The following is a 10,387-nucleotide window of genomic DNA, read 5'->3' on the forward strand; positions in this document are numbered from 1 at the left end:
TTATATACAATGAGCTGAGGCCGCACTTAAGCTTGGGTATGAAAACACCTAATCAAGTGCATAAAAAAGACCAGCAGCAGAAGCTACTGGTCTAGTAAAAACCGTCAACCTATTTCAGGACGGGACACAGCACAGCTAAAAACAAAGCGCCACAGTAAAGGGACATAGCCATCCGGATGAAGCTTTTGCGTTTGTGCTCTAACACCTTATTGTCCATTGATGATATTGCTGACCAAGTAGTAGAAAGTGGGGGAGGTGCAGTCCTTTTTATCACTACTATTTTACTCTCCATGGCTTATACCATGGGGGAAGAATTTCATTTACTTAGTGTATTTTTTTTGTAAGTTCATTCAAGGCTAAACGCTTGCTCATCGATTAAACCTTTATACAGATAGGTATTATACTGATTGATATCAGTTTGAGCCCAAGGAGCCTCCTATGAAGCTAAAATGGATTGATTCGTTAGAGATAGCACTGCAATTAATCGACAAATACCCGGACGTTGAGCCAGAAACGATTCGGTTTACTGATCTTAATGAGTGGGTATTAGGCCTTGAGGCTTTTGATGACGATCCGACTCATTGTAATGAAAGAGTGCTAGAAGCCATCCAAGCAAACTGGATTGCTGAGAAGTGACGCATTAACACTCAACGTGGTTAAAGTGTGACCTGCGTCTTGTCTGACTTCCTTGGCAGCGGGAAAGCTGTCTTGTTTTGATCCGTATCAATAGCCCTATGGCTGATCCACTTTAGCCTAGCGTTAAGTGGTGATTGATTTTTAGTTAAGCCATTAAATTACAATATCAAACAAAAAAGGAAGTTCGTATGCGTAAGTTATTGCTAGCAGTATTGTTATTACCTATGTCTGTAATGGCACATGAGGGCCACGGCGGGGTGGGATTATTTCATCATTTTGTTGATCTTGCTCCGGCGATAGCCTTGCTAGCGGTACTTGCGGCAGGCTTTATTTGGGTAAAAAGCCGCAAGTAATGAACTTTAGGTTGATTGGCTTCTATTGTCATTCAATTGTTTAGTAGTTGCTGTTTTATCTAATTAAACAGGTTGGAATCGCGATAAAGTGTGAGCTGCTCGCGATTTTTCTGTTTCGATATCGGACTTATCTCAACTAGATTGGGGCTTAAGGGTAGGCAATGGGCCTTTAATTTCGTATAATCCGCGCGAAAATTAAAACCCGTTTATATAAGAAGGAAGCTTTTCATGGCTATCGAACGTACTTTTTCTATCATTAAGCCTGATGCAGTTGCAAAAAACCACATTGGCGCTATCTACAACCGTTTTGAAACGGCTGGCCTGAAAATCATCGCTTCTAAAATGGTTCACCTAAGCCAAGAGCAAGCTGAAGGCTTTTACGCTGAGCACAGCGAGCGTCCATTCTTTGGTGCGCTAGTTGCATTTATGACTTCTGGTCCTATCTGTGTTCAAGTTTTAGAAGGCGAAAACGCTGTTCTAGCTAACCGTGAAATCATGGGTGCAACTAACCCAGCTGAAGCTGCTCGCGGTACTATCCGTAGCGATTTTGCTGATAGCATCGATGAGAACGCTGTTCACGGCTCAGATGCTGTAGCATCTGCTGAGCGTGAAATCGCGTACTTCTTCAGCACTGAAGAGCTATGCCCACGCACTCGTTAATTCGAGAGTGAGAAAAAAGGAGCCGCAAGGCTCCTTTTTTTTGGCTAGTATTCGGTGAAACAGGCATAACCAACTTAGGTTTTGCGCATTAAACAGACAAGAGTAAGACATAGCGACGAAAGCGTAGCTCTTCATTATTACTGGTTTAGGCGCTGTAGCATCTGCAGAGCGCGAATAGCGAGCCTTTTACACTTGTAATCTTCACACTTTGTTTTACCGACTAAATTTGTAACGCTTAAGGTTATCAATCGTTTCTTCATACCACAGCTTTGGAGCAAAAGTGTGTATTTAGGCACAGAGATAACAAGGTTACTATGTGCTTTGAGAGCCAGTAAGGAAGTCTTAATTAGCAAGCAATCGAGGCAGAAGACAGTTTCTTTGTCTCTATTGCATTTTTTTATAAGCGTCTAACTAGCCCACACAACTGTATATACGATTAATTGCCATATGTTACTTAGGCAACTTACTGTGTGGAAGCTATTTCACGTGATAATCATCTGTTTTCTCATTTATCAACTCCTGCAACAATCTCTCTATTTTTTCTTTTATTTCGTTTCGTTCATGATTACTAAGTCGTTTTAATCCTATTGAGTTCGATATATTTCCAATAATTAAATGTTAGCGGTTCGGGTAACATTGGTTGCGAAAGTGTTAATTAAGATTCTAGATAAAAGTCACCATTAGATAAAGATGAAATAAAAGTGAGTTGTAATTATCGATAAGATACAAATGGTATCAAATGTACTTAAATTGTTTATGCTCCTCTTGTTGCCTAGTGTTTAAATACAGGTGGTTATTCTCAATTGCTATATTGGGTACGAGGGGTTTAAGTGTTTCTGATGCTTTTTTGTTCACATGTTTAGATGTTGCAATGTTAATTAATTTAACAAGATTAACTGTGGTGTAACAATTTATATGTGAGCGCGTTATCATAAAAATTAAATAGCTTAATTTATTTATTAAGCTGTAGATGCAGTGTAACGCATTGTTTTTAATGGTTATTATTGTTAGTTGTTAATTTTAATGTTAAGTAATTTGTATCAATTAATATCTTCCTCGTTATTTTTATGTGATATCGGTTGACTTAAAAGTTAATTTTAAACAGTATTTATTGCGAAGTGATTAACTTCCTTTTAAAGAATAAGAAATAAATATAACTATTCTGGCATTTAATAATGCGGAATATGAGGGGATAAATATGAACTCAGTAACCTTAACCGCAAAAGCAGTACGTCGTAGCTTTATAGCCGCTGCCGCGACAAGTGTTGCTTTATCTGGATTTGCATTTGCAGAAGAAGCTGCAGATGAAAAAGTAGAACGCATCGAAGTAACCGGTTCGCGTATTAAGCAAGTTGATATGGAAACAGTTTCTCCTGTGACTGTTATTAATGCAGCTGATATTGCTATGACCGGCGAAAAAACAGTTGCTGACGTATTAAATAACTCGGCAATTAACAGTTTCGGTTCATGGCGTGGTACATCGGGCTATGGTGCGGGTGCTAGCTCAACAAGTAGTGTTAACCTTCGTGGTCTTGGTTCTTCTGCAACATTGGTATTGTTAGATGGCCGTCGTATGCCAGGTACCAGCTCAAGCTCTGGTTCAGTAGCCGATACCTCATCTATCCCAATGGCAATTGTTGAACGTATCGAAATTCTTCGTGATGGTGCATCGGCAGTTTACGGTTCAGATGCTGTTGCTGGTGTAGTAAACATTATTACTAAGAAAGAATTTGAAGGTGTTCAGCTAGATTACAGCACTGAAATGCCTGAAATTGATGGTGGCGACGCAAATCGTTTATCTATCGCAACGGGTTACAACACTGACAAGGGTAACATCACCCTAACTTATGAATATTACGGTACCGATGCAGTTATGGATCGTGATGTTTGGAACTTAGATGATCCTTCATATAACGCATATAGTAGCTTCAGTTCTGTCCCTAACTATAAAACTGCATCTGGTTGGGGAAGTAACCAAGAGATGTGTGCTGAGACTGAAAATGTTGTAGCTGATAGCGCGGGACGTTGTTTATACAGTTACGGTGAAGTGACTAAGTTATTTGGTGATGTGACCCGTAACTCTCTGTTATCAAACTTCAATTATGAAATTACAGACGATATACAGTTTAGAGGTCGTGCTTCAGCTTCTTTAGCTGAAACTGAGACGCGTTATGCAGGTACGCCTGTATCGACAAACATCCCTACTATGAGTAAGGATAATAAGTACAACCCGACCGGTGAAGATATTACTGAAATCCGTATGCGTTCAGTGCAGATCGGTGAGCGTGATACCCTTACTGAAACCAACAACTTCGATATTCTTGCAGGCCTTGTAGGTTATGCTGAAGTGGGCAACGGACTTGATTGGGAAGCGAATGTTCAGCATTCAACTTCGACTACTAATTCATTCAACTATAACCTTGTAAATGATAATTTAATTCAGCAAGGCATCGACTCTGAGCAGTATGATATTTTTAATACTTCAGGCATGAGCTATGAAGATTGGAATCAGCAGATGACTGATCTATATCGTAGTGCGGCTCACACAGGTGTTTATCAGGGTAAGTTTGAAAGTACTCAGCTTGATGGTTTGGTTTCAACGTTAATCATGGAAAATGATAGTGTGACACTTGCTATGGTTGCGGGTGCTGAGTATGAGATGATTGACTTTAAGCAAACTAGTGACCCTGAGTCTGCAGCTGGTATTATCTCTGGTGGTTCAGGTGGTGATGACGTTGATGCTACACGTGATCGCACCGCGGGTTACTTAGAGTTCCAAATGGGCTTACCAGCTGATTTTGAAGTGTCTGCAGCCGTTCGTTATGAGCGTTATGAGCAGGAAGGAACACTTACAGGTGCAGAAGGTAAAGTGGTTAATTCATCAACTTTCGATGCGGTTGTTCCAAAGTTTGGTTTGAGCTGGCGTCCAGTTGACTCACTACTTCTTCGTGCAAGCTATGGTGATTCTTTCCGTGCGCCTAACATGGGTGAGATGTTCTCATCTCAATCGCTAAGTTTTGAAAAGTCAGTTGATAATCTATGGTGTAACACCCCAGGTAATGTCGACGAGAACTACTGTAATACCAACAACCAGCATAAGACGTGGTACGGCGGTAACCCAAATCTTGAGGCTGAAGAGGGCAATTCATTCACGCTTGGTGGTGTGTGGAATGTAACCGATGATTGGAACATTGAGCTATCTTACTACTCAATCACTTATGACAATAAGATTGAATCGGTAAGTGTTGATGACATCCTACGTGATGAGATACGCGATGGTTCTTCTCCATATGTGACTCGTGGTCCAGACGGTCAAATTGAATATATCGAGTCTGGTGTACGTAACATCGCAACGGTTGAGACTTCGGGCATCGACTTTGTGACAGCATATAACCTAGAAACAGGTTTCGGTGACTGGAACTTTAAAGTTGATTTATCACACGTAATCGATTTCAAGAAGCAAGATGATGCTGAATCAGAAATGATTGATTATGCGGGTGTTGTAGATACGCCAGACTGGCGTGGTAACTTCGCCGCTTCATGGAGCTATGATGATTTCCAAGCAGCATGGACTACGGTATACATTGGTAGCCAGTCAGCAGAGTACTATCGTGAATTATCAGATTGGGATGGCTACGAAGACTACTCAAGCTACTTTAAGCACAATGTACAGTTTGCTTATAACCACGCGCTAAATGGTACGATTACAGTAGGTATCAACAATGTGTTCGATGCTGAGGCACCAAACTACTACACTTACGCCGATTACCGTGATGTGAATGTTGGTCTATACGATGTATTAGGTCGTACATACTACCTACGTATTAACCAGAAGTTCTAACCTCTATTTGATACGATTAGTTTGATAATAAAAGTTAGATAATAAAAACCTCCGCAAGTCGGAGGTTTTTTTATGGGAAACACAAAATATCCCTAAGAGAGATTGTAGTGGTCAACTAAAACTGGCCAGCTTGTTATAAGTTTTCCAATAATCTTACTCTGCTTCAATCAGAGACCGACCTGCACTATGTCGATGCGGTCTATGTAGATTGTAATAGCCAACGATGTATTGGTTAATTCAGCTAATGATTCAACGTAGATATTTCCCCCACTTTAAATGTGGGTATAGATCACAAAAACCAATAATAAAAAGGTGTTTGCCCCCATAAGCCTTTGTGGTTCCTTTTCAGCATGGTTGCGGATCTCAGTTAAAAATTAACCAATTAGATAAGCGCATTGCATTATGGATATGCGTTTCGCTTATGGTTTAGGCGTTTGCTTATTTGTCACAATGCCCCGCTTTATATAAATGAAATATATAAGGTTTAGCACTTATACGTTGTTTAAAACTGCAAGTTCTTATGGGGGAGAATTGTAATGAAGAGAACAGGAAGTGGAGTGTTATTGGTCAGCTTGCTGCCAATAATGCCCGTATTTGCAGCTAATGCTGATTTACCTACAGACTCAAATACTGATAATACCAACACTAGCACATTTGTAACAGTTGAAGCGCCGCACTGGTACGGTGGTGCTAGAGGTGGGTTTTCTGAGTTTCACGGTGCGTGTGCTAAAAATGCCATCGACTGCGATGATAACTCTATGGGTTACGGACTATATGGTGGTTATCAATTTAATGACTGGTTTGCAATTGAAGCTGGAGCAACTAATTACGGTACGATATCGGCGCTATACCAAGGAGGCTACACCAAGGCGAATATGTCTGGTGCAGACCTAACGGCTAAGTTTTCATATGGCTTAACCGAACGCATCGCTCTATATGCTCGATTAGGTGGATCTTATCAATATATTGATAGAGAAACGTCATGGGCGGGGGACTCAAAACCATCAGGTTGGGGACTAACAACCGCAGCCGGGCTTGATTATAAGCTAACTGAGCGTTTATCTGTTCGAGCTGAATATCAATTTATTGGCGATGCAAATGATAATCGCGCATCTTCAGACGCTTACTTTGGCTCGCTAGGACTAACGTATCGCTTTGGAACAGTAGCTAGAACCACCACAAGCGCCACCGCAAAAACCACTCCTGCCACAATAACAGCAAATGCAAATCCTGTTGTTGTACCGGCCACAGTGACTCGAGTTTTATTGGATTCTGATTTTGACTCCACTTCGTTCCATGATGACTCGAATGAGTTACCACCATTGATTGAAAAAGCCAAACAAACTCAAGGAACTGTAGTGATCACGGGTAACGCCGACAGTAAAGGTGCAATGGGGTATAACCAAACCTTATCAGAGAAGCGCGCGCAAGCCGTTGGCGATCATTTAATTTCAAAGGGGGTTGATGCCGAGCGTATTACCGTACGTGGCAACGGAGAGCTTAGACCCAAAGCGAGTAATGACACGGCGCAGGGAAGGGCAATGAACAGAAAAACAGAGGTCGAATTTAAGTCTAAAGCACACATTAATACTGGAGAGCCACAATGAAACGATTAATACAATTTTTTTCACTGATGCTTATAGCAGTGTTAACCCTAACTGCATGTGGTAGCGATGACAAAGGATTAGTCACAGGGCCGAATGAGCCCACAATTGTGAGCTTACAAGTTACGCCAGCTGTAGCACAAAGCCCTGCAGGTTTAGGTTTGCAATACAAAGCGTTGGCTAAGATGAGTGATAACTCTGTCATTGATGTAACCACTGACAAAATACTTTCTTGGAGCAGCAGCGACAGCAATATTGCAACTATTGACACCGATACGGGCATAGCTACTGGTGTTGCAGCAGGTACAGTCACCATTACCGCATCGGGCAGTGCTAATGGCACAGAGTTTAGCGCATCAGCGGAGCTGACCGTAACGGATGCCACAGTAACGAGCCTGCAAGTTACGCCAGCAAATACCAGTATTGCAGCTGGATTAGAGCAAGCCTTTACAGCGCAAGCGCTAATGTCAGACTCAAGCGTGCTGGATGTGACCACAAATGCTGCATTGTCGTGGAGCAGCAGCGACGCCAATATTGCAACTATCGATACAGATACGGGGATCGCAATCGGTGTTGCAGCTGGCACCGTTACCATTACCGCATCGGGCAGTGCTAATGGCACCGAGTTTAGCGCATCAGCGGAGCTGACCGTAACGGATGCCACAGTAACGAGCCTGCAAGTGACGCCAGCGAATACCAGTATTGCAGCTGGATTAGAGCAAGCCTTTACAGCGCAAGCGCTAATGTCAGACTCAAGCGTGCTAGATGTGACCACAAATGCTGCATTGTCGTGGAGCAGCAGCGACAGCAATATTGCAACTATCGATACCGATACGGGGATCGCAACTGGTGTTGCAGCAGGTACCGTTACCATTACCGCCTCGGGCAATGTTAATGGCACCGAGTTTAGCGCGTCAGCGGAGCTGACCGTAACGGATGCCACAGTAACAAGCCTACAAGTGACGCCAGCAAATACCAGTATTGCAGCCGGATTAGAGCAAGCCTTTACTGCACAAGCGTTAATGTCAGACTCAAGTGTGCTAGATGTGACCACGAATGCTGCATTGTCGTGGAGCAGCAGCGACAGCAATATTGCAACTATCGATACCGATACGGGGATCGCAACCGGTGTTGCAGCTGGCACCGTTACCATTACTGCCTCGGGCAATGTGGATGGTAGTATTTTCGCTGAGTCGGTAGAGTTAACCGTAACGGACGCCACAGTAACAAACCTACAAGTGACGCCAGCAAATACCAATATTGCAGCTGGATTAGAGCAAGCCTTTACTGCGCAAGCGCTAATGTCTGACTCAAGTGTGCTAGATGTGACCACGAATGCTGCATTGTCGTGGAGCAGCAGCGACAGCAATATTGCAACCATCGATACCGATACGGGGATCGCAACCGCTGTTGCAGCAGGTACCGTTACCATTACCGCATCGGGCAGAGCTAATGGAACCGAGTTTAGCGCGTCAGCCCAGCTGACCGTAACGGATGCCACAGTAACAAGCCTACAAGTGACGCCAGCAAATACCAGTATTGCAGCCGGTTTAGAGCAAGCCTTTACTGCGCAAGCGCTAATGTCTGACTCAAGCGTGCTAGATGTGACCACAAATGCTGCATTATCTTGGAGCAGCAGCGACAGCAATATTGCAACTATCGATACCGATACTGGCATTGCAACAGGCGTTGCAGCAGGTACAGTCACCATTACCGCATCGGGCAGTACTAATGGCACCGAGTTTAGCGCGTCAGCCCAGCTGACCGTAACGGATGCCACGGTAAAAAGCCTGCAAGTCACGCCGCTTGATGCCAGTGTAGTAGCAGGTTTAGAGCAAGCCTTTACAGCGCAAGCGCTAATGTCAGACTCAAGCGTGCTAGATGTGACGATGGATCCAGCATTATCTTGGAGCAGCAGCGACAGCAATATTGCAACTATCGATACCGATACGGGGATCGCAACCGGTGTTGCAGCAGGTACTGTTACCATTACCGCATCGGGCAATGCTAATGGCACAGAATTTAGTGCGCCGGCGGAACTAACGGTTACACCTGCTGCAGTGACGGCAATAGAGGTAACGCCAAAAGTAGGAAAAGTGCCTGAAGGTAAGACCTTGGCTTATACCGCCACTGCACTGTTTTCTGACGGTTCAACACTAGACGTGACTTCTGAAACCTTGGTTTCTTGGAGCAGCAGTAATACCGCTGTAGCAACAGTCGATAATGACACTGGTGTTGTTACTGGTGAAGCCATTGGCACTACAGATATTACAGCCTCGGCTGTATTTGAAGGCAATACATTTAAAGATACTGTGCCATTAAGTGTTATAGAGTTTATTCCTTATCATCGCCCCCTTTTGGCAAGTGAGACACACTTTGATGAGTCCGTTGATTCTAAAGAGTATATTGTTTATACAGATGAATTCGGTAATCAAGTGACAGGCCCAACCGAGTATGGCTATGCAGCTTTAAAAGTTGAAACCGCAATTGATGAATGCCAAAGAAGAGGAACGCAGCTAGTTTCTAACGCTAATCAATTTAATGACTATATGAATGAGCACCACGCTGAAGCATCAACTTGGCCGTTAGTTCGTTTCTTTTGGACGTCAGAGCTAGACACTGACGAGGTAGGTTCATGGTTCAACTATCGTTTAGCTATCGGTGAGTTGGCAGGACCTGGAGGTTTTGAAATTCGTGGACAAGATCCAGACTCTAAGGCCTTTGTCGTGTGTGAAAATTAACTTACTGGTAGAGAATGAGTGCTTCATATAACCACTGAGTATGATGCTAAGTCTAGCCAGTAATAGCACTTAGAATTAACCGCCAGTACATAGCCATAAACGACAAAAATGCCTCTAGTTAATAGAGGCATTTTTTTATGTGATTTTTTATATTATTTACAGGTTACAGTCGTCCAAATGGACGCGAATGTCGGCAAAAAAGCAAGCTGTTAACCTTAGCTTTTATGTTAACAGTTACCAATGTATTTCTGATATGGGCTAGAATTAGCATCACTTTGATACTAATAAAGTTCACTTTTGCCTTTTATTTAGTCAGTTGATTCAATATTAATAAGTTTAATCTAAATTTTTGTGGGTTTATTAAACATGTGAAAGCTCGTCTATTACGCTTACTGAAAGTTATTAATTGAACTTATGTGCTACACCCTGAGGAATCCCCTAATGATTTTGATAAAAATCATAAATTTAAGGTAGATGCACATCTTGTCATGTGATCAAATGGTTCTGAGAAAAATCAATAACCAGACAACAAGATGTGCGAACTCGATATTT

6 protein-coding genes are annotated in these 10,387 nt (G+C 42.7%); all 6 read left to right on the forward strand.

Annotated features, from left to right (window positions below):
* Nucleotides 1-438 precede the first annotated feature (438 nt).
* On the forward strand, nucleotides 439-636 hold the full coding sequence (gene iscX / locus K5Q92_RS22780) for a Fe-S cluster assembly protein IscX (RefSeq protein WP_220771126.1): 198 nt from the start codon (nucleotides 439-441) through the stop codon (nucleotides 634-636).
* A 188-nt stretch (nucleotides 637-824) separates the two neighbouring features.
* Nucleotides 825-989 (forward strand): hypothetical protein, encoded by a 165-nt coding sequence (locus tag K5Q92_RS22785; protein WP_220771127.1) that lies wholly within the window; start codon nucleotides 825-827, stop codon nucleotides 987-989.
* Between the two features lie 228 nt (nucleotides 990-1,217).
* The gene (ndk, locus tag K5Q92_RS22790) at nucleotides 1,218-1,649 is read left to right on the forward strand and encodes a nucleoside-diphosphate kinase (RefSeq protein ID WP_202719959.1); all 432 of its coding nucleotides are present in this window, start codon (nucleotides 1,218-1,220) and stop codon (nucleotides 1,647-1,649) included.
* A gap of 1,198 nt (nucleotides 1,650-2,847) precedes the next feature.
* Nucleotides 2,848-5,490: a TonB-dependent receptor gene (locus K5Q92_RS22795; protein ID WP_220771128.1), complete on the forward strand. Its 2,643-nt coding sequence runs from the start codon at nucleotides 2,848-2,850 to the stop codon at nucleotides 5,488-5,490.
* Between the two features lie 536 nt (nucleotides 5,491-6,026).
* The gene (locus K5Q92_RS22800) at nucleotides 6,027-7,097 is read left to right on the forward strand and encodes an outer membrane beta-barrel protein (protein ID WP_220771129.1); all 1,071 of its coding nucleotides are present in this window, start codon (nucleotides 6,027-6,029) and stop codon (nucleotides 7,095-7,097) included.
* On the forward strand, nucleotides 7,094-9,835 hold the full coding sequence (locus K5Q92_RS22805; RefSeq protein ID WP_220771130.1) for an S-layer family protein: 2,742 nt from the start codon (nucleotides 7,094-7,096) through the stop codon (nucleotides 9,833-9,835). Before K5Q92_RS22800 ends, K5Q92_RS22805 begins: the two co-directional genes overlap by 4 nt.
* The last annotated feature ends 552 nt before the right edge of the window (nucleotides 9,836-10,387 follow it).

The sequence above is a fragment of the Shewanella sp. MBTL60-007 genome (assembly GCF_019654915.1).
Classification (GTDB): domain Bacteria; phylum Pseudomonadota; class Gammaproteobacteria; order Enterobacterales; family Shewanellaceae; genus Shewanella.